We start from the raw sequence: 19,888 nt of genomic DNA on the forward strand, positions 1-19,888 counted from the left end.
GCGGCGATTGCCGCCGGCCGCCTCAGTCGCCGAAGCGGCTCAGCCAATGGCGGGCGATGTCGGAGCGGCGGCAGACCCAGATATCGGGATTGGCGGTGATCTTGTCGAGGAAGCGCTCCAGGCCGATCATGCGGCCGGGACGCGCAGCCAGCCGGCAATGCAGCGACACCGTCATCATGCGCGGTGTCTTCTGGCCTTCTTTCAGCAGCCAGTCGACGCCGTCGCTGACATAGTCGAAGAACTGGCTGCCGGTCTCCAGACCGGAGCCGCGCGAAAAGCGGCTGTCGTTGTTGTCGAAGCTGTGCGGCACGACCAGATGCCGCTTGCCGCCGACATCGACGAAATAGGGCAGGTCGTCATTGTAGTCGTCGCAGTCGAACAGGAAGCCGCCATGCTCGACGACCAGCCTTCTGGTGTTGAGGCTTGGCCGGCCGGTGTACCATCCGAGCGGATCGATGCCGGTGATCGTGCGGACCGCGTCCACCGTCATGGCGATGTGCTGGCGCTCTTCCTCTTCGCTGAGCGGCGCGTAGTCGATCCAGCGCCAGCCATGGCAGACGATGTCGCTGCCGAGTGCCGCGATCGCCTTGCCCGCGGCCGGGTTTAGCTCCAGCGCGCGTCCGACGATGTAGAAGGTGGGAATGACACCCTTGTCCCGGAACAGCGAGATCAGCCGCCAGACGCCGACGCGCGAGCCGTATTCGTAAAGCGATTCCATGTTGCGGTTGCGCAGGCCGGGCACGGCGGGCGCGACGGCAAGGTCGGACAGGATCGTTTCGGAAACACCGTCACCTTCGCCGATCGAGTATTCGGCACCTTCCTCGTAATTGACGACAATGTTGAGCGCCAGTTTCGCGCCACCCGGCCACTCAGCCTGCGGAGGCCGCTCGCCATAACCGATGAAATCGCGGGCGGGCAGATACGGCATGTCTGACGTCACGTCTTGAAATCCCCTCGGATGAAGCCCTTACCAGCATTGCCGGCCGCGCAGGACGGTGAGCACGCGCAGCGTGCGATCCATGACGTCCTGCGGCCCGATCGTGATGCGCAGACAATCGGTCAGGCCGTAACCGGTGAGGCCGCGCACGATGATGTCGGCGCCGCGCAGGGCATTGTCGGCCGCCGTCGCTGCCGCGGCGTCGGCAAAGCGCACCAGCACGAAATTCGTCCGGCTTTCCGGGACCTCGTAGCCAGCCGCCCGCAGGCCTTGCGCGAAGCGATCGCGGGTGTCGGCGGTGCGCGCCACGATGGCACGCGTATAAGCCCGGTCCTCAACGGCCGCGACGGCCATGGCAAGGCTGACCGTCGAGACTTGGTTCGAGTTTTGCATCTTGCGCACTTCGGCGGCGAGCTGGGGCGCGAACAACCCCCAGCCGACGCGCGCGCCCGCCAGCCCGTATGCCTTGGACAGACTGCGCAGGACGACGGTGTCGCCGCGTCCGGCCAGCGCGAAGATTGCCTGCGGATCCTGATCGTCGAATTCGCCATAGGCCTGGTCGATCATCAGGAGAACGTCGCCGGGAAGCGCCGCGCGCAGGCGCAGCAGCTCGGCGTTCTTGATGCGCGTGCCGGTCGGGTTGCCCGGATTGCAGACGAAGACGATGCGCGTCTGCGGCGTGAGCGCCGCCAGGATGGCGTCGATCGAGACTTCATAGCCGCGCTCCTGCGCCTTGACATAGGTCGCCCCGACACGGGCTGCCGCCGAGGCAGCAAAATTATAGGCATAGTCCGTGCCAAGCACGTCCGCGCCGGGACCGGCGAAGGCCGCAATCGTGCAGGCGATCAGCTCCATCGAACCGGCACCGCACAGGACAAGGTCACGCTCGACGCCATAGGTTTTTGCGATGGCCTCGCGCAGCAAGGTCCAGTCTGGGTCCGGATAAAGATGGCTGCGCGCCACGGCATCGCGGCCGGCCTCGATCGCCTTGGGGCTGGGCGGGAAGGCGCTCTCGTTCTGCGCCAATGTCGGGCGGCCATAGCCGCCGAAATTCGCCAGCGCGAAAGCGGACATGGCCTCGATATGGGCGGTGGCTTTCAGGGGCACGGCATGGTCCGGCGATCGGCTTGTCGGCAAGGTGTTTGAGCGGAGGCTAAGGCAGGGTGGCCGAGCCGCAAAGCAAAATTCGGCGGTGCAATGGGTAAGGGAATTTGGCCCATGCGGGGTGGGTGGCGCCGGTCCTGGCTCCGTTCCCTCAACCAGGCGGGCCAGCCAGCTTTGTGCTGCTCGGTGTTTTCGCCAGAGATGGCTACATGTCGTATCGGGGGACCATCTTCGGCGACCGCAGTTCCTGGGCCATTTTTGCCGCCTGGAAGATCGTCATAAGGACGTAGGTCGTTTCACCTTCGGTCGAGTTTATGGCCAAGACCACTCGGCCAATCTCGTCACTCATGGCGCAAGACCAATCCTTGACTGCAATCGCCCGTTTCCACGCCATGTCCCCCTGCCTTTCCTTCGCGAGGTTATTTGGCGTCGTAAAAACCAGCAATTTGGACTGAATGCCCATTGCGTTGGGCCTAACGTCGTTGGCTAACCAGCAAGCTAGTGCTCCTGAATTTCAGCAGCCCGTGGCTGAATGCAAAAGGAAGGTGCGCTGTCACTGTGATCTTGCAATTGGTTATCAAGATTGTCATCAACTCTGCGCGGCGTTCAGGGTTTCAACGCGTCGCGATTGACGGTGATGGCTTCCACCCGAAGCCTCCAGGCATATCCAACGCAGCGCTACGGAAACTTCGCTCGACTTCAGCGGTATAGGTGCCGTCGTTCTCGAAACGGTCCCAGAGAATGAAGCCGATAATGAGCGCGATGACGAACAGGGGCCAACGCATCGGACAGTCCCTCAGATGCCCGACCGATATTTTCTGCCAGGGACTCATAAATACAAGCTATTGCTAATATATAGTGACTTGGCGCGACAGCTACCTATGACCGGGAACTAGGACTGGTCGCCAGGTTGCCGGCTGGGCGAATCGCCCAAGTCTGGACTGGGGGCACGAAAATTCCATCGCCGATGTGCCCTCTGCAGGCCGATCCGCTCATCAAAAACGCGATCCATGGTGCCAACTCTCCCTTCGAGCGGTTCCGGTGTAGATCGGCACCCAGCGAAGTCGAGTTGTATAGATATGCCGCAGATCAGCCGATTTTGGCTGCTCTGAAAAACTCTGAAGATCTTGGAATTGTTGGCTCCCCGGGCCGGATTCGAACCAGCGACCAACCGGTTAACAGCCGGTTGCTCTACCACTGAGCTACCGGGGAACGGAGGCTCTGACGTGAGTGGCGCAGCCTATAGCAAACACCTTTCGGCTTTGCAAAGCAGCATTTCGCAATTTTTCTCCAGTTTTTGATGCGGCTATTTGTGCCATCGTTCGGCGCGCCCACATATGAAGGGCTTCACACCGGCATGGAACAAAGCGGCCGGTCATCGCCTTGACATGGCTCAGGCAGCGGATGGGATTGGTTTGAATGACCGCAGCGGACGATGACAACGCCCCGGCACGGAAGATTTCGATCTTAGGCCGCGAGTTCACGATGCCGCGCTCGCGCGGCTGGCGAATCGCCATCGGCATGCTGCTTACCCTTGGCGGGCTTCTGGGCTTTCTGCCGATTCTCGGCTTCTGGATGATTCCGCTCGGTCTCCTGGTTCTGTCCTATGAATTCGCCATGATCCGACGCCACCGGCGGCGTTTCATCGTCTGGTGGGAACGTCGGCGTCGACCCGACTGAGAGGCAGGGACGGCTGCACCACGGCGATACCGGAGTCGCGACAACCGATTGGTAATCACCACTTTGGCCGCTCCATGCGAAAGCATCGGGAATGACGCGCCGCCGCTTGACGACCTTTGAGCGTCAACATAATGAGTTCGCTCGGAACGCCGGGAGCATTGCGAGGCCTCGTGGCGGAGTGGTTACGCAGAGGACTGCAAATCCTTGCACCCCGGTTCGATTCCGGGCGAGGCCTCCAGATGCTTGCGGGCTCCAGCGCAATCGCGCCGGAGCGGGGTTCCAGTCGAAGTTTTAGCCGCGCGTTTGGCGCGGAGAGCGGATTGTTGGGACATGAGCGCTGATTTTTCCGAACGCCGCGTGAAGATGGTCGACGGCCAGGTCCGCACCACCGATGTCACCAGCGCGCCTCTCATCGAAGCGATGCTGAGCGTTCCGCGCGAGGCCTTTGTCGACGCCGGGCAGCGGGATCTGGCCTATATCGACGAAGACATCCGCATTTCGAACGGCGCCAATGGCAGCGGCCCACGCTACCTGATGGAGCCGTCGCCGCTCGCCAAGCTTTTGCAACTGGCCGAGATCGACGCGAGTGATTCGGTGCTCGATGTCGGCTGCGGCAGCGGCTATTCCGCCGCATTGCTGTCCAGGCTTGCCCGGTCCGTGGTGGCGCTGGAAAGCGATCCCGCGCTGGCGGAGACCGCGAAATCCACGCTGTCCAGCCTTGGCTGCGAGAATGTTACTGTGGTCACCGGGCCGCTGCCGCAGGGGCATGCCGCTAAAGCGCCCTACAACGTCATCTTCGTCGGCGGCAGCGTCGAGGAAGTGGCGCCGGCGCTGCTCGACCAGCTTGCGGAAGATGGACGCCTGGTTGCGGTCGAGGGACAAGGCAACTCTGGCGTGGCCCGGCTGTTTTTTAAAGCCGGGGGGTTGTAACCGGAAGACGAGCCTTTAATGCGGCAATTAAGCCACTACCGGGCTTCGAACGTGCTCACGCGTTTGAATTCTGAGCGTTTTTGCCTTGCAGCGAAGGCGCTGTCATGATCGCTTGCGCCTGACAATCGTTGCTGATTTGGTTAACCGGGCGTTTCGGGAGGCCGTCAGCGGGGGAACGATAAACAACGCGGCGCCGGTCGATCCGTAAGGGTAGGCTGACGTGGCGTGGTTCCCATGTAAACGAATGAGGGAAATAAAGTGCCGCCCCGACACAAAAGAGTTTTAGCAGCGATTCTCGTTTCCGCGACAGCGCTTTCGCCGTTGGCCGCCTCCGCCGAGACCATTACGGGCGCCCTCGCCAAAGCCTACCAGTACAATTCGCAGCTCAACGCCGCGCGCGCCGGCGTGCGCGTCACCGATGAGGGTGTTGCCATCGCCAAGTCGGGCTGGCGCCCGACCGTCACTGGTTCGGCCAACATCGACTACACCAACACGCACGGATTTGGCACCAGCAGGAGACTGACGACCGGCAGCTTCGGCGTGCAGATCAACCAGACGCTGTTCGACGGCTTTCAGACCAAGAACAATGTCGCTGCCGCCGAATCGCAGGTGAAGGCTTCGGTCGAAAGCCTGCGCAACACCGAAGAGAACATCCTGTTCAACGCGGCGAGCGCCTATATGGACGTGATTCGCGACCGCCAGGTCGCGGTGCTGACCGAGCAGAACCTGCAGTTCCTGACTGAGCAGGCGCGCGCCGCCCGCTCGCGCTTCGAGGTCGGCGAGGGCACCCGTACCGACGTCGCCCAGGCCGACGCCTCGCGCGCCACGGCCGTGGCTCAGTTGAGCGCCGCCCGCGCAACGGCGCTGGCGAGCGCGGCCACCTACCACCAGATCGTCGGCGACGAGCCGGGCAAGCTGAAGGCGGCCTCGCCGCTGGGCAAGCTGTTGCCGGGCAATCTCGATTCCGCCCTGGCTGTCGCTTCCGCCGAGCATCCGGCCATCCTTGCCACGCAGCATCTCGTCGATGCGGCGGCGTTTTCGGTGAAGTCGTCGGAAGGTGCGCTGCTGCCCCAGCTTTCGGCCTCCGCCGGCATCTCGGACAATTACAGCCACACCTCTCCCGGTTCCTCCAGCAGTCCCAACGGTAGCTCGACGTCCGCCAATATCGGCGCAACTCTGACCATACCGATCTATTCGGGCGGCCGGACCTCGGCGATTGTGCGGCAGAACAAGGAATCGCTCAGCGAGGCGCGCATCCAGGTCGATGTCAGCCGCGACCAGGTGCGCCAGGCCGTGGTCTCGGCCTGGACGCAATATGTCGCAGCGCGCGAAAGCGTGGATGCCAACAGGCAGGTCATCGACGCCGCGCAGCTGGCGCTGAACGGTGTCATCGAGGAGCGCAATGTCGGCCAGCGCACGACGCTCGACGTGTTGAACGCGCAGAACGCCGTCATCACCGCCAAGATCAACCAGGCAAGCTCCGAGCGCGATGTGGTGGTGGCGAGCTACGCCATCCTGTCGGCGATGGGACGGCTGTCGGTCGATCGCCTGGGCCTGGCCGTCACCAAATACAGGCCGGAAGAGCATTACAACGCCGTCAAGGACAAGTGGATCGGATTGCGCACGCCCGACGGACGCTGATTTCGGATCCAAGCTTCGATAAACGCCGCGCGTCCCATGGATGCGCGGCGTTTGTCTTTTCAGGATGACTGACCGGGCTGCGCATCGCCTGAAGCGCGTATGCGCTTTAGGTTTTTGATTTTATGCATGTCTTTATCCCGAAACCGGTTCCCACTTTCGAGAGACATGCTTTCTGTTGAAATCTCCTAATCTGTTGAAATCCAAAGAGTCCCCAGATTGGGGATTCTCGGATGGCGATCGGTCGGTTACGCTGTCTCCACTGATTCGAATTCCGGCCCGGGCAGGAACGGAATTGCGTAGTGGTCACAAGGGCGGCGGATGTGACGATGGCGACGGCAAGCAGCGCGCAGCGCGAACCTTCCATGGAAGAGATACTGGCTTCCATCCGAAGGATCATCGAGGACAGCGATACCGGTCGCAAGCAGCCGGCCGAGGCCGGTGACCTGCGCCAGGACCTGGAACCGGCCGCCGTCAACACTCCCTCCGCTGCGATACCCGCTGTCGAGGTCGACGCCTTTCGTTCCGAACTGCATGCCGATGCCGGTCCCCGCAGGCCGGCGACGCTGGCGGAGGTCCAGGCCCAGCTTGCCGCGACCGATCCAGTGCTTGCGCGCGCCGAGGCTCGCCCGGAGCCGGTGAAGGCAGCGCCGGCGACCCCGGCGGAGGCTGGTGTCAGACACGCGGTCGAGCCGAGCGCGCCGGCAGCCGCCAACAGGCCCGCCGCTGCAAATGCGCCGCAGACCGCCGAGACCATTGTCGCCGATTGGCGGCGGGAAATCGCCGCGGCCGGAGGCAGCACCGTTACGGCGAAGCCGGCTGTCCGGGCTCCGGAAGCCGCGCCGCGGGTCGAGATCGACAAGGAGGAGCCCGCGGTCGAAGCCGTTGCGCATGCCGACGCTCCCCAGTCCTCCGCGCCTGAGGCTCAGCCGTCCCGTCCCGCGATCCTTTCCGAGCACACGGGCAGGCAGGTTGCCGCCGCGTTCGGCGAGCTTTCCGATGCCTTTGCCAGCCGCGGCAAGAAGAGCTTCGATGAAATGGCCGAAGAGATGTTGCGGCCGATGCTGCAGGATTGGCTCGACAACAACCTGCCGACGCTGGTCGAAAGGCTGGTGCGCGAAGAGATCGAGCGCGTGGCGCGCGGCGCGCAGTAGCCGCCGTAACACGCAAGCTGAAAAGCGCCGCCTTCGGGCGGCGCCTTGTTCAAGGCTCTCAGGTGAGCGCGCGTTGCTCCTGCTCGGCCGACATTGCCACGGGCTGCGGCAGGCCTATCTGTGACGGTGATCGCAGCTCTCGCGGTTGACTCGGCCAAGACCTTCCGATTTACACCGGACGCTTGTTACCGACAGTCCGGACCTCCTCCATGCTTGAAAAGACCTACGACGCCAAGACCGTCGAGCCGAAGATCGCCAAAATCTGGGAAGAGGCCGACGCCTTCCGGGCCGGCGCCGGCGCGGAGGAAGGGGCGGACGCCTTCACCATCGTCATCCCGCCGCCGAACGTCACCGGCTCGCTGCATATGGGCCATGCGCTCAACAACACGCTGCAAGACATTTTGGTGCGCTTCGAGCGCATGCGCGGCAAGAACGTGCTTTGGCAGCCCGGCATGGATCACGCCGGCATCGCCACGCAGATGGTGGTCGAGCGCCAGCTCATGGAAAGGCAGATCCATCGCCGCGATCTCACGCGAGAGCAATTTATCGAGAAGGTCTGGGAGTGGAAGGCCGAATCCGGCGGCGCGATCTTCAACCAGCTGAAGCGCCTCGGCGCCTCGGCCGACTGGTCGCGCGAACGCTTCACCATGGATGAAGGCCTGTCCAAGGCGGTGCTGGAAGTCTTCGTCACGCTCTACAAGGAAGGCCTCATCTACAAGGACAAGCGCCTTGTGAACTGGGACCCCAAGCTGCTGACGGCCATTTCCGACCTCGAGGTCGAGCAGCACGAGGTCAACGGCAATCTCTGGCACTTCCGTTACCCGATCGAAGGCGAAGCGTTCGATCCGGAGAACCCGAAGACCTTCATCACGGTCGCCACGACGCGCCCCGAGACGATGCTTGGCGATACGGCGGTTGCCGTTCATCCGGGTGACGAGCGCTTCACCGATCTGGTCGGCCGCAACGTCGTGCTGCCCATCGTCGGTCGCAAGATACCGATCGTGGCGGACGAATATTCCGATCCGGAGAAGGGCTCCGGCGCGGTCAAGATCACGCCGGCGCATGATTTCAACGACTTCGAGGTCGGCAAGCGTCACAAATTGCCGGCGATCAACATCCTGACAGTCGAAGCCGCCATCAAGCTCAAGGACAACGAGGATTTCCTCGCCGGTCTCGAGGTGACGCCGGAGCGCGAGGCCGTCTGGGACGAGCTCGACGGACTCGACCGCTTCGCTGCCCGCAAGAAGGTCGTCGAGCTGATGGAAGCGGGCGGGTTCCTCGACAAGATCGAGCCGCACCGGCACACCGTGCCGCATGGCGACCGCGGCGGCGTGCCGATCGAGCCGTTCCTGACCGACCAATGGTATGTCAACGCCGCCGAGCTCGCCAAGCCGGCGATCGCCTCGGTGCGCGAGGGCCGCACGAACTTCGTGCCGAAGAACTGGGAAAAGACCTATTTCGACTGGATGGAGAACATCCAGCCCTGGTGCATTTCGCGCCAGCTCTGGTGGGGCCACCAGATCCCGGCCTGGTATGGGCCGGACGGGCATGTCTTCGTCGAGAAGACCGAGGAAGAGGCTTTGGCCGCGGCGGTCGAATATTACCTGGCGCTGGAAGGGCCGTGGAAGGCCTGGGTAGAGGACAAGCTCGAGAATTTCCAGCCGGGCGAGATCCTGACCCGCGACGAGGACGTGCTCGACACCTGGTTCTCGTCGGCGCTGTGGCCGTTCTCGACGCTCGGCTGGCCCGACCAGACGCCCGAGCTCAAGACCTATTACCAGACCGACGTGCTGGTGACCGGCTTCGACATCATCTTCTTCTGGGTCGCCCGCATGATGATGATGGGCCTGCACTTCATGGACGAGGAGCCGTTCCACACCGTCTATGTGCATGCGCTGGTGCGCGACAAGAACGGCGCCAAGATGTCGAAGTCGAAGGGCAACGTCATCGATCCGCTCGACCTGATCGACGAATATGGCGCAGATGCGCTGCGCTTCACGTTGACAGTGATGGCGGCTCAGGGGCGCGACGTGAAGCTCGATCCGGCGCGCATCGCCGGCTATCGCAATTTTGGCACCAAGCTGTGGAACGCGACGCGCTTCGCCGAGATGAACGAGGTTGCGCGCAACGACGAGTTCTGGCTGAACGACGCCAAGCTGCCGGTCAATCGCTGGATCCTGACCGAGCTGACGCGAGCGGCGCGCGCGGTCACCGAAGGCATCACCAGCTATCGTTTCAACGACGCGGCGGGCGCGGCCTATCGCTTTGTCTGGAACCTGTTCTGCGACTGGTACCTGGAGCTGTTGAAGCCGGTGTTCATGGGCACGGACGAGGCCGCCAAGGCTGAGAGCCGGGCCTGCGTCGCCTTCGTACTCGACGAGATCTACAAGCTCCTGCATCCGATGATGCCGTTCATGACCGAGGAGCTGTGGGCGCAGACCGCTGGCGAAGGCAAGGAGCGCTCCTCGCTGCTTTGCCATGCCGCCTGGCCGTCGCCCGACTTCGAGGACGAAGAGGCTGCCGCCGACATCAACTGGCTGGTCGACCTCGTCTCGGGCATCAGGTCAGTGCGGTCGGAGATGAACGTGCCGCCGGCAGCGATCGCGCCGCTGATGGTGATCGGCGCTAACACGCTGACGCAGGAGCGGCTGGAGCGTCACGCCCAGGCGATAAAGCGGCTGGCGCGCGTCGGCGATATCGCTCTGGTCGATGCGCCGCCAAAGGGCTCGGCACAGATCGTGCTCAATGAGGCGACGATCAGCCTGCCGCTCGGCAGCCTGATCGACCTCCAGGCCGAGGCTGCGCGGCTGCAGAAGGAACTGGCCAAGGTGACCGAGGAGATCGCCCGCCTGCACAAGAAGCTGTCGAACGAGAAGTTCGTCGCCAATGCGCCGGAAGAAGTGGTCGAGGCCGAGCGCGAAAAACTCGCCGAATATCGCGAGGCGCAGGAGAAGCTATCGGTGGCTTTGACAAGGGTTCGCGACGCCGGCTGAGCGGCAAGAATCGCCTCGGCGCGGAGCTGCTTTCCGGTACGTTAGCTGCCTCGAAAATAGGCGTTCCGCTACGTTAATTTTGACGTAAACGGAAAGTTTGGGCCGAATTGTTGCCATAATGTAACAATGCGGCCTGAAAGGACCTGAAATCGGCTGTTTTTGCCCCGTTTTGGGTGGTTTTCGCGGTTTTTTCGATCATTTGACCCTGGTTGGCGCGATTTGGGCGCCAATTCCGGCGCGCCTCACCATGGCAAAAATACGTGCTGTCAAGATGTACGTGTACAGCTCCTGAAAACGTTGTTGCGTCGTTAACCCGAATTGGTTCTAGCTTGAGCCACTTGTATTTCGGGGAGGGATTTCCATGAGCATTTTGCGTCTCAAAGCACTGCTGGGGGCAGGATGCTTTTCGCTTGCCATGGTCGGAGCCGCGATGCAGCCCGCGCGTGCCGGCGGCATCGAGCGCGGCGGCTATGATATCGACCTGCTGTTCGATCCGGCGCCTTTTGCGACGGAAGCCGAAGCGACCTATGTGATGCCGGATCGCAAACTCAAAAACGGGGTGGACACCAATCCGCTCGACGGGAACATCACCGCCCTCGGCAGCTCAACGAACGAAAGTGAGGACTATTGGGTACCTCGCATCGGCGCAAAGGCCCAGCTTGTCCCTGGCGTCGACTGCATGGTCGACTATTCACAGCCGTGGGGCGCCCATACATCGCCCGGTCTGTGGGCCGGCGCCCAGTCCAACATGGAAACCGACATTAAGAGCGACAGCTACGGCGCGACCTGTTCCTATAAGATGGACGCGGGTAAAGGTCAGCTTCGCTTCATCGGCGGTGTTTTCTACCAGAAGGTCTACGGCTTCAAGGAAGACTTGGTGTCGCCGCTGGTTCCCAACTTCCAGGGAACCGGCCGTGTCGATCTGACGAGCAGCGGCTGGGGCTGGCGCGCCGGCATTGCCTACGAAATCCCGGACATCGCGCTGCGCGCAAGCCTCGTTTATAACTCGAAGGTCAAGCTCGACAATATTTCGGGCACATTGGACTTGTCGAACGTTGGCGCACCGATTTTCCCGATCTACGGCTCGACGCAGTACATGCCGGATGTCGTCGAATTCAAGCTTCAGTCGGGTATAGCGCCGGGATGGCTCGCCTTCGGTTCAGTCAAGTGGGTCAACTGGAGCCTGCTGCAAAGTGTTCCGATCTGCGTCGTAGGCACTCCCTCTTCGGCATGTGTCACCGGTGATGCACTGCATTCGGGCCAAATCACGTCGCTGGACTTGATGTATCGTGACGGCTGGACCGTTTCCGGCGGCATTGGCCACAAGTTCAACGATCAGTGGAGCGCCGCCGGCCAACTGAGCTGGGATCGCGGCACCTCGCATGGCTACGGCTCGCAGACCGACACCTGGACGCTGGGCGGTGGCGTTGCCTATACGCCGCGGCCGAACATTGAACTTCGCTTGGCCGGCGCGATTGGTGTGTTGACCAGCGGCCATTCCGGGATAGTGAATGGTGAGAACGGATATCAGGCCGGCACCGAAGTCAGCTACGACTTCGGCAACGATCTCGTCACGGCGATCTCGGGTGGTCTCAAGATCAAGTTCTAAGTTCTGAAAATTCGGGAAAAAGGCCGAGCATTGCTCGGCCTTTTTTGTTGTCTAGCCGAGGGCTCAGCATAGCCTCTCGGCGCGCTATTGCAGATTCGCCGCGCAATCGCCGCCCCATTCGATTGTGACGTTTCGGCAACAGTTGCTGAACAAGCCCTGCTGTAGAAGTCAGACTGAGGGAACTGCCCATTTCCCGCCATAAACCCGGAGCACCCGAGATATGTCCCGGGATGCGTGCCAGGTTGGCGCGGCGAGGGGACCGGCCGCGGGGTGTGCGGCAAGGACGAGTATGGACGCCAAGGTAATCTCGAAGGCCAAGCTGCCCAGCCGCTACGTGACCGAAGGTCCGGCGCGGGCGCCGCATCGCTCGTATCTTTATGCCATGGGCCTGTCGGCGGCCGAGATCGCGCAGCCTTTGGTCGGCGTCGCGAGCTGCTGGAATGAAGCTGCGCCCTGCAACATCTCGCTGATGCGCCAGGCGCAGGTGGTCAAGAAGGGTGTGGCGGCCGCCAATGGCACGCCGCGCGAGTTCTGCACCATCACCGTCACCGACGGCATCGCCATGGGTCACCAAGGCATGAAGTCGTCGCTGGTGTCGCGCGAGGTGATCGCCGATTCGGTCGAGCTCACCATGCGCGGCCATTGCTATGACGCCCTTGTCGGGCTTGCCGGCTGCGACAAGTCGCTGCCCGGCATGATGATGGCGATGGTGCGCCTCAACGTGCCCTCGATCTTCATCTATGGCGGCTCGATCCTGCCCGGCAGCTATCGCGGCCGGCAGATCACCGTGCAGGATGTGTTCGAGGCGGTCGGCCAGCATTCGGTGGGCACGATCAGCGATGCCGAACTGCTTGAGATCGAGCAGGTTGCCTGTCCTTCGGCCGGTTCCTGCGGCGCCCAGTTCACCGCCAACACCATGGCCACCGTCGCCGAGGCGATCGGCCTGGCACTGCCCTACTCTTGCGGCGCGCCGGCGCCCTACGAGATGCGCGACCGCTTCAATTTCGCCTCGGGCGAAAAGGTTATGGAACTGATCGCGAAAAACATCCGGCCGCGCGACATCGTCACGCGCAAGGCGCTGGAAAATGCCGCGACCGTGGTGTCGGCCACCGGCGGCTCGACCAACGCGGCGCTGCATTTGCCGGCAATCGCGCATGAGGCCGGCATCAAGTTCGACCTCTTCGACGTGGCCGCGATCTTCGAGAAGACGCCCTATATCGCCGATCTCAAGCCGGGCGGCAAATATGTCGCCAAGGACATGTTCGAGGCCGGCGGCATTCCGCTCTTGATGAAGACGCTGCTCGATCACGGCTATCTGCACGGCGACTGCATGACGGTCACTGGCCGCACTTTGGCCGAAAATATGGAGCACGTTGCCTGGAATGAGAGCCAGGATGTTGTGCGTCCCGCCAATCGGCCGATCACCAAGACAGGCGGCGTTGTGGGCTTGAAGGGCAACCTTGCCCCCGAAGGCGCGATCGTGAAGGTCGCGGGCATGTCGGAACTGAAATTTTCAGGGCCGGCGCGCTGCTTCGATTCTGAGGAGGAGTGCTTCGAAGCTGTCACGCAACGCAACTACCGGGAGGGCGAGGTTCTCGTCATCCGCTATGAGGGGCCGCGCGGCGGTCCGGGCATGCGCGAGATGCTGTCGACGACGGCTGCGCTCTACGGCCAGGGTATGGGCGGCAAGGTGGCGCTGATCACCGACGGACGCTTCTCGGGCGCCACGCGCGGCTTCTGCATCGGCCATGTCGGGCCGGAGGCGGCGGTCGGCGGTCCGATCGGGCTGATCAAGGATGGCGATGTGATCTCGATCGACGCCGTGAACGGCACGATCGAAGTAGCCCTGTCGGACGCCGAGCTGGCGGCCCGGGCAAAGAAATGGAAGCCGCGCAAGACCGACTACCAGTCCGGCGCGATCTGGAAATATGCGCAAACGGTAGGGCCGGCCCGCGACGGCGCGGTGACTCATCCGGGTGGGGCCAAAGAAACGCACTGCTATGCGGACATCTGAGGTGTTGAGGTCGTCTGTCTTTTCGGCACTGGTCGCGCTTGCGACCTTGGGCGCCGTCGGGCAGGCCATGGCCTTCGACGACAAGGTGTTCGACGACAAGACCGGCGTGAAGCCGCAGTCGAGCCCGTGGGCGGTGTTCCAATTCGGCTTCTCGGCCTACAAGAGCGGCCACAAGGACCAGGCGGTCGAGGCCTATAAATACGCCGCCGAAAACGGCCAGATCGGCGCCACCTGGAAGCTCGCGCGCATGTATGCCGAAGGCGACGGCGTGACGCGCGACGACTATGCCGCCTTCAAGTTCTTCTCGGAGATTGTCGACCAGGATGTCGAGCCCGGCTCGCCGGAAGAAAGCTACGTTTCGGACGCGCTGGTGGCGCTCGGCGACTATCTGCGCAAGGGCATTCCCGGCACGCCGGTCGAGGAGAACGAAGTCGCGGCGCAGGAATATTATATGCGCGCCGCCGCCAACTACCGCAATCCGAACGCCCAGTTCGAGATCGGCCGGATGTTCCTCAAGGGCGAGGGCGGCGTGAAGGCGAGCGTCAAGCAGGCCGGCCGCTGGCTGCAACTGGCAGCCGAGAAAGGCCATGCCGGCGCGCAGGCGACGCTCGGCAACCTCCTGTTCCAGAGCGGCAAGATCGTGCGCGGCCTGGCGATGATGACGGCGGCGCTTCAGCGGGCTCCGGCAGCTGATCAGCCCTGGATCCGCAGCATGCAGGAAGAGGCGTTCGCCGCGGCCGGCGAGGCCGATCGCCGGACCGCGATCTCGCTCGCCGACGACATCCTAACCAAGGGCAACAACGGCGATCAGTAAGCGTCGGATGCTCCCCCTTCGAGGGGGGAGGCCCGCGGCGATCTAGTTTTCAGTCGGCTCCGCCGGCGTCGGGCCGGGCGTCGAGATCGAGGTCGGGTGCGGTTTTGGCGCGTCTCCCGGACATTCATCCTTGATCTTTGTCCAGGACGTGTTGTTGAGGACCATGTCGCAGCGGGCGAGATGGCTTTCGCCGGCAATGGTCAGGCATGCCGTCTGGCCGACATTGAAGGACTTGCCGTTGGCAAAACAGGCCGGTGCAGCCAGCGAGGGCGTCGGCGCGGCAAGCGCCAAGGCAAGGCCGACCGGCCTGAAAAGAAATCGGATCGCCATTCACCCCCCCACAGCAACCCTTATCAAAGAGGGGATTTGTGGCGATATCAGGGTCCAGTGTCTGTTGAGATTCAGGTGATGCCGGCCTGCGAATGGCGGCTTCCTGCGCTCCCGGTGCTCACGTACTTTGAAGTACGCTCCGCTCCGGTTCTCGGAAACCACCTTGTCTGGTCGCTTCGCGCCCGTCTTCGACTCCGGCTCGGCCTGACCTGAATCTCAACAGACCCTGAGCTAAGGACTGGAACTTCTCAGGCCGGTTCCAGGCTGAGCTCGATCGCGACCGGCACGTGATCGGAGGGCTTCTCCCAGGCGCGGACGTGCTTTTCCACCGAGGCCGACGAGAAACGGTTGGCGGCTTCCGGCGACAGCAGCAGGTGGTCGATGCGGATGCCGTTGTTCTTCTGCCAGGCGCCGGCCTGATAATCCCAGAAGGTGTAGACGCCGGCCGAGTCGGTCACCGAGCGCACAGCCTCGGTGAAGCCGAGATTCTTCAGCCGGCGAAAGGCCTGCCTCGTCTGCGGCTGGAACAGCGCATCGCCCAGCCAGTTTTCCGGGAACCGTGCATCGGCGGGTTCGGGAATGACGTTGTAGTCGCCGGCCAGCACCAGCGCTTCCTCCAGCCGCAGCCGTTCTTCCGCCCAGCGCTCCAGCCGCGCCATCCAGGCAAGCTTGTAGGAAAACTTCCGTTCATCCTCGACCGGATTGCCGTTGGGCAAATAAAGCGAGGCGACGCGCAGAGCGCCCTGGTCGGTGGAAAAGACGCCTTCGATGAAGCGGGCATGGTCGTCCGCATCATCGCCAGGCAGGCCGCGATTGACCTCGTCGAAGGGCAGCTTCGACAGGATGGCGACGCCGTTGAAGCTCTTCTGGCCATTGGTCTCGACATTGTAGCCCAGCGCCTCGATCTCGGCGCGCGGGAACTGCTCGTCGACTGTCTTAATCTCCTGCAGGCAAACGATGTCCGGCGCGCTTTCGGTCAGCCAATGGGTGAGGTTGCCGATGCGGGCGCGAACGCCGTTGATGTTCCAGGTGACGATCTTCATGCAGGCCTCGATGCTGTTCGGACGGAAGGCGTTCGACGAAGCGGATCGTATTGCCTGCGCGGACCTTTAGAAAGGCCGTCCGGCCGCATTCCTGCCAAAGCCAGGGGACAGGCACGCGCTACCCGGCTCGCACCGGTCATAGGCTTGCGAAGTCCGGTCGATCAGATGGAGAAGCTGGTGCCGCAGCCGCAGGAGGCGACCGCGTTCGGGTTCCTGATCTGGAAGGACTGGCCCATCAGGTCGTCGACGAAGTCGATCACCGAGCCGCCCATATAGACCAGCGAAAGGTCGTCGATGAGGATGGTCGCGCCATCCTTCTCGATGGCGATATCGTCATCATTCGCACCTGCGACGAGGTCGAATTTATAGGAAAAGCCGGAGCAGCCGCCGCCTTCCACGGAGACGCGCAGAGCCGTCTTGCCCGGTTCTCCGGAAACGATCCTGGCGATCCGCTTTGCCGCGGCGTCGGTCATTTCGACCTTCATGGCAGTCTTGGCATCCGCGCCCATCGGCGTCACCTTGCTTTCGGTTTCACATGATAGGTATGAAGCGGGCAGGCCTGAGTCAACTGGTGGGTCAATGGAAGAGCAGCGGGGCAAGGATGCCCTCGGCGACATCGGGTTCGGCTATCGGCCGCGCGCCGTCTATGCGAGCGATCCGGCGCGTTCGCGCGGGCGCCTGTTCCCGGAGGCCGAAAGCCCGACGCGCACGCCGTTCCAGCGCGACCGCGACCGCATCATCCATTCCACCGCTTTCCGCCGCCTGAAGCACAAAACACAGGTCTTCGTCGCGCATGAGGGCGACCATTACCGGACCCGGCTGACGCATTCGATCGAGGTGGCGCAGATCGCGCGCGCCCTGGCGCGGGCGCTGCGCGGCGACGAGGATCTCGCCGAGGCCGTGGCGCTTGTCCACGATTTCGGCCACACGCCGTTTGGCCATACCGGCGAGGACGCGCTCAACGAGAAGATGGCCGACTGGGGCGGCTTCGATCACAACGCGCAGTCGTTGCGCGTGGTCACAAGGCTCGAGCGGCGCTACGCCGAATTTGACGGGCTGAACCTCACCTGGGAAACGCTGGAGGGGCTGGTTAAGCATAATGGCCCGCTGACCGATGCGACCGGGAAAGGGCTCAAAGGTCCGGTGCCGCAGGCGATCCGCGATTATTCGGAGCTGCACGACCTTGAGCTCGACCGCTTCGCCGGCATCGAGGCGCAATGCGCCGCGATCGCCGACGATATCGCCTACAACACCCATGACATTGACGACGGCCTGCGCGCCGGCCTGCTGACGCTGGAGATGTTGGGGGAGGTCGGCTTGCCGGGCTCCATCCTGAAGGGCGTGCATGCCAAATATCCTCGGCTCGACGATGTGCGTACCGGCCACGAGCTGATGCGCCGTCAGATCACACTGATGGTTGAGGATGTCATCGCATCGACCACCGCCAACATCGAGCGTCTGAAACCGGACAGCGGCGATGCGGTGCGCGCCGCGGGCGAGACCCTGGTGACCTTTTCGGCCGGCATGGCCGCGGCCGAGAAGGAATTGAAGGCTTTCCTCTACAAGCATCTCTACCGGCACCCGGAAGTGATGCGGGTGCGGGCCGACGCCGAACAGATCGTGCGCGAGCTGTTCGACGTCTATTTCGCCGATCCGCGCGCCATGCCCGATGGCTGGCGCGAGGGGCTCGACCGGGCCGAGGATCGCATCAAGGCGCGCAGCGTCGCCGACTTCCTGGCTGGCATGACTGACACCTATGCCTTGAAGGAACATCGGCGTCTGTTTGACCATACGCCCGATTTGAGCTAGGGCGAGCCTCGATTTTGCCGGCCGTTGGGCCGGTCGCCTCTTAAAGCCCAGAGCACTTCCAATGAATATCTTCGCCGATTTCAACGCGCGGATCGTAAAGGCCGTCGAAGCCCTTGACCTGAAGGACAAGGAGGGGGGCACGCTCGACCTGTCGCGTATCGCGGTCGAGCCGCCGCGCGACGCCAGCCATGGCGACCTCGCAACCAACGCGGCGATGGTGCTGGCGAAGCCCACTGGACAGAACCCGCGCGCGCTTGCCGAGAAACTCGCCGAAGCGCTGCGTGGCGACGCCGATATCGCGTCGGCCGAGATCGCCGGGCCTGGCTTCGTCAATCTCAGGCTCAAGGACGCGTTCTGGCATGCGCATCTGACCGCGTTGCTCGGCGAGGGGCGCAATTATGGCCGCTCGACCATCGGCGGCGGCCGCAAGGCCAATGTCGAATATGTCTCGGCCAACCCGACCGGTCCGATGCATGTCGGCCATTGCCGCGGCGCCGTGGTCGGCGACACGCTTGCCAATCTGATGGCCTTCGCCGGCTACGACGTGACCAAGGAATATGTCATCAACGACGCCGGCTCCCAGATCGACGTGCTCGGCCGCTCGGCGTTCCTGCGCTACCGCGAGGCGCTTGGCGAAGCCATCGGCGAGATCCCGCCCGGGCTTTATCCGGGCGACTACCTGATCCCCGTCGGCCAGGCGCTGGCCGAGGAATTCGGCCTCGGCCTGCTGGAGATGCCCGAAGACGAGGCCCTGGCGATCGTCAAGGATCGCACCGTCGACGCGATGATGGCGATGATCCGCGAGGACCTGGCGCTGCTCAACGTGCATCACGACGTGTTCTTCTCCGAGCGCACGCTGCATGCCGACAACGCCAGGAAGATCCGGGCGGCAATCGCCGACCTGACGCTCAAGGGGCATATCTACAAGGGCAAGCTGCCGCCGCCGAAGGGCGAGAAGCCGGACGATTGGGAAGACCGCGAGCAGACGCTGTTCCGGTCGACCGCGGTCGGCGACGACATGGACCGGGCGCTGGTCAAGTCGGACGGCTCGTTCACCTATTTCGCCGCCGACGTCGCCTATCTCAAGGACAAGGTCGAGCGCGGCTTCGTCGACCTGATCTATGTGCTTGGCGCCGACCATGGCGGCTATGTGAAGCGGCTCGAGGCGCTGGCGCGGGCGGTCGCCGGCGATACGGTCAAGCTCACCGTGCTGCTTTGCCAGCTCGTCAAACTGTTCCGCGACGGCGAGCCGGTCCGGATGTCGAAACGGTCCGGCGATTTCGTCACCTTGCGCGACGTCGTGGAGGAGGTCGGCCGCGACCCGATCCGCTTCATGATGCTTTACCGCAAGAACGACGCGCCGCTCGATTTCGACTTCGCCAAGGTCACCGAGCAGTCGAAGGACAATCCGGTGTTCTACGTCCAGTACGCGTCGGCGCGCTGCCACTCTGTTTTCCGGCAGGCGAGCGAGCAGCTCGGCGAGGCGAATTTCGACCGCAACCGGCTCGCGGCTTCCGTCGCTGCGCTGGCCGACGAGGGCGAGATCGCGTTGATCCGCAAGCTGGCTGAGTATCCAAGATTGATCGAATCCGCAGCGCTTTCGTTGGAGCCGCACCGGCTCGCTTTCTACCTTTATGACCTGGCTTCAGGCTTCCATGCACAGTGGAATCGCGGCCACGACAATCAGGACTTACGTTTTGTTAAGGTTAACGACCGAGAATCAACCTATGCCAGACTAGGGCTGGTGCAGGCTGTTTCGGATGTCTTGACCTCCGGCCTGACGCTGATCGGGGCAGACGCGCCCACGGAAATGCGTTAGGTTTAACTAAAAAA

General features: G+C 63.1%; 15 protein-coding genes, 2 tRNA genes and 1 pseudogene. 11 read left to right on the top strand and 7 right to left on the bottom strand.

Annotated elements, in window-relative coordinates; genetic code table 11:
• Positions 1–22: 22 nt before the first annotated feature.
• The 4 genes from EJ072_RS28200 to EJ072_RS28215 form a co-directional block, all read right to left on the bottom strand.
• Complete coding sequence (locus tag EJ072_RS28200; protein ID WP_126083774.1) at positions 23–928, bottom strand: allantoinase PuuE; 906 nt, start codon at positions 926–928, stop codon at positions 23–25.
• Positions 929–967: 39 nt separating this feature from the next.
• Positions 968–2,044, bottom strand: coding sequence for a histidinol-phosphate transaminase (locus EJ072_RS28205; protein WP_245467014.1), 1,077 nt, complete (start codon positions 2,042–2,044; stop codon positions 968–970).
• Between the two features lie 202 nt (positions 2,045–2,246).
• The gene (locus EJ072_RS28210) at positions 2,247–2,504 is read right to left on the bottom strand and encodes a hypothetical protein (RefSeq protein ID WP_189343111.1); all 258 of its coding nucleotides are present in this window, start codon (positions 2,502–2,504) and stop codon (positions 2,247–2,249) included.
• Between the two features lie 674 nt (positions 2,505–3,178).
• A tRNA-Asn gene (locus EJ072_RS28215) sits at positions 3,179–3,253 on the bottom strand.
• Between the two features lie 207 nt (positions 3,254–3,460).
• Here EJ072_RS28215 and EJ072_RS28220 point away from each other — a divergent pair.
• From EJ072_RS28220 to EJ072_RS28260, 9 genes and pseudogenes are all read left to right on the top strand, one after another.
• Complete coding sequence (locus EJ072_RS28220) at positions 3,461–3,721, top strand: hypothetical protein (protein ID WP_126082274.1); 261 nt, start codon at positions 3,461–3,463, stop codon at positions 3,719–3,721.
• 164 nt (positions 3,722–3,885) lie between these two features.
• Positions 3,886–3,959: transfer RNA gene (locus EJ072_RS28225), tRNA-Cys, on the top strand.
• 92 nt (positions 3,960–4,051) lie between these two features.
• Positions 4,052–4,725: pseudogene (locus EJ072_RS28230) on the top strand (protein-L-isoaspartate O-methyltransferase).
• Between the two features lie 184 nt (positions 4,726–4,909).
• The gene (locus EJ072_RS28235) at positions 4,910–6,292 is read left to right on the top strand and encodes a TolC family outer membrane protein (protein ID WP_126082275.1); all 1,383 of its coding nucleotides are present in this window, start codon (positions 4,910–4,912) and stop codon (positions 6,290–6,292) included.
• Positions 6,293–6,618: 326 nt separating this feature from the next.
• On the top strand, positions 6,619–7,443 hold the full coding sequence (locus EJ072_RS28240) for a PopZ family protein (RefSeq protein WP_126082276.1): 825 nt from the start codon (positions 6,619–6,621) through the stop codon (positions 7,441–7,443).
• Positions 7,444–7,652: 209 nt separating this feature from the next.
• Positions 7,653–10,436, top strand: coding sequence for a valine--tRNA ligase (locus EJ072_RS28245; RefSeq protein ID WP_126082277.1), 2,784 nt, complete (start codon positions 7,653–7,655; stop codon positions 10,434–10,436).
• A 361-nt stretch (positions 10,437–10,797) separates the two neighbouring features.
• Positions 10,798–12,045 (top strand): OmpP1/FadL family transporter, encoded by a 1,248-nt coding sequence (locus tag EJ072_RS28250; RefSeq protein WP_126082278.1) that lies wholly within the window; start codon positions 10,798–10,800, stop codon positions 12,043–12,045.
• 289 nt (positions 12,046–12,334) lie between these two features.
• Positions 12,335–14,059 carry a dihydroxy-acid dehydratase gene (gene ilvD / locus EJ072_RS28255; protein ID WP_126082279.1) on the top strand — a complete coding sequence of 575 codons (1,725 nt, stop codon included), beginning with the start codon at positions 12,335–12,337 and terminating at the stop codon, positions 14,057–14,059.
• A complete protein-coding gene (locus EJ072_RS28260; RefSeq protein WP_126060391.1) occupies positions 14,046–14,873 on the top strand; it encodes a tetratricopeptide repeat protein in 828 nt (275 codons plus the stop codon). Before ilvD ends, EJ072_RS28260 begins: the two co-directional genes overlap by 14 nt.
• 42 nt (positions 14,874–14,915) lie before the next feature.
• Here the strand turns inward: EJ072_RS28260 and EJ072_RS28265 are convergent, their stop codons facing one another.
• From EJ072_RS28265 to erpA, 3 genes are all read right to left on the bottom strand, one after another.
• Positions 14,916–15,203, bottom strand: coding sequence for a hypothetical protein (locus EJ072_RS28265; RefSeq protein WP_126082280.1), 288 nt, complete (start codon positions 15,201–15,203; stop codon positions 14,916–14,918).
• Between the two features lie 248 nt (positions 15,204–15,451).
• Positions 15,452–16,246, bottom strand: coding sequence for an exodeoxyribonuclease III (gene xth, locus EJ072_RS28270; RefSeq protein ID WP_126082281.1), 795 nt, complete (start codon positions 16,244–16,246; stop codon positions 15,452–15,454).
• A gap of 161 nt (positions 16,247–16,407) precedes the next feature.
• A complete protein-coding gene (erpA, locus tag EJ072_RS28275) occupies positions 16,408–16,755 on the bottom strand; it encodes an iron-sulfur cluster insertion protein ErpA (protein ID WP_126082282.1) in 348 nt (115 codons plus the stop codon).
• 70 nt (positions 16,756–16,825) lie between these two features.
• Here erpA and EJ072_RS28280 point away from each other — a divergent pair, with 70 nt between their 5' ends.
• Both EJ072_RS28280 and argS read left to right on the top strand, forming a co-directional pair.
• Entirely contained in the window at positions 16,826–18,055 is a 1,230-nt protein-coding gene (locus tag EJ072_RS28280) for a deoxyguanosinetriphosphate triphosphohydrolase (protein ID WP_126082283.1), read from the top strand.
• A 61-nt stretch (positions 18,056–18,116) separates the two neighbouring features.
• A complete protein-coding gene (gene argS / locus EJ072_RS28285) occupies positions 18,117–19,874 on the top strand; it encodes an arginine--tRNA ligase (protein WP_126082284.1) in 1,758 nt (585 codons plus the stop codon).
• Positions 19,875–19,888 lie beyond the last annotated feature (14 nt).

The organism is Mesorhizobium sp. M2A.F.Ca.ET.046.03.2.1, from assembly GCF_003952425.1.
In the GTDB taxonomy this organism is placed as follows: domain Bacteria; phylum Pseudomonadota; class Alphaproteobacteria; order Rhizobiales; family Rhizobiaceae; genus Mesorhizobium.